Below are 1,287 nucleotides of genomic sequence, written 5' to 3'. Positions count from 1 at the left end.
AAAAAAAGAAAAAATATTTTTAAATTTTTCTTGTGAGTTTTAAAAGTTGTTGTATATTTGCAGCCGCTTTGAGGGAAAGCAAAAACGCTCTTAAAATTTTGAAAAACAGGAATACCGATTGGGGTTTATGTTAAGGTTCGATACCTTAAGTTTCAACGAAAGGGTCTTTAAGTAGATCCGGACTTTTAAAAAGTTCATTGACATATTGAATTGACTAGACGATACTAATTTTAATTTATTAGGATTAGTATAGCGTAAAGATTAAGAATTAAGACTATAAAGAGTCAAACTTTTGAGCTTTAGACTTCTTGAGAAGGAAAACATTTATTTGGTTGTAACATATTAATGAAACAACGATGAAGAGTTTGATCCTGGCTCAGGATGAACGCTAGCGGCAGGCCTAACACATGCAAGTCGAGGGGTAACAGGAAGTGCTTGCACTTTGCTGACGACCGGCGCACGGGTGCGTAACGCGTATGCAATCTACCTCTTACTGAGGGATAGCCCATGGAAACGTGGATTAACACCTCATGGTATTTTAAATTGGCATCAATTTAAGATTAAAGGTTACGGTAAGAGATGAGCATGCGTCCTATTAGCTAGATGGTAAGGTAACGGCTTACCATGGCAACGATAGGTAGGGGTCCTGAGAGGGAGATCCCCCACACTGGTACTGAGACACGGACCAGACTCCTACGGGAGGCAGCAGTGAGGAATATTGGACAATGGGCGAGAGCCTGATCCAGCCATGCCGCGTGCAGGAAGACTGCCCTATGGGTTGTAAACTGCTTTTGTATAGGAAGAAACCTTTCCTCGTGAGGAAAATTGACGGTACTATACGAATAAGGATCGGCTAACTCCGTGCCAGCAGCCGCGGTAATACGGAGGATCCAAGCGTTATCCGGAATCATTGGGTTTAAAGGGTCCGTAGGCGGGTTTATAAGTCAGTGGTGAAAGTCTGCAGCTTAACTGTAGAACTGCCATTGATACTGTAGATCTTGAATCATTATGAAGTGGTTAGAATGTGTAGTGTAGCGGTGAAATGCATAGATATTACACAGAATACCGATTGCGAAGGCAGATCACTAATAATGTATTGACGCTGATGGACGAAAGCGTAGGTAGCGAACAGGATTAGATACCCTGGTAGTCTACGCCGTAAACGATGGTTACTAGCTGTCCGGCCTAATTGAGGGCTGGGTGGTTAAGCGAAAGTGATAAGTAACCCACCTGGGGAGTACGTTCGCAAGAATGAAACTCAAAGGAATTGACGGGGGCCCGCACAAG

Annotated in this window: 1 rRNA gene; it reads left to right on the top strand. The window is 43.0% G+C overall.

Annotation, left to right across the window (positions count from 1 at the left end):
* Positions 1-353: 353 nt before the first annotated feature.
* Positions 354-1,287: ribosomal RNA gene (locus IIF7_RS20555) — 16S ribosomal RNA — on the top strand; the annotation flags it as partial.

It is taken from the genome of Zunongwangia atlantica 22II14-10F7 (assembly GCF_002094855.1).
GTDB classification, from domain to species: domain Bacteria; phylum Bacteroidota; class Bacteroidia; order Flavobacteriales; family Flavobacteriaceae; genus Zunongwangia; species Zunongwangia atlantica.
The sequence above is the reverse complement of the archived record's forward strand: the minus strand, read 5'-3'. Positions and strand labels throughout refer to the sequence as shown.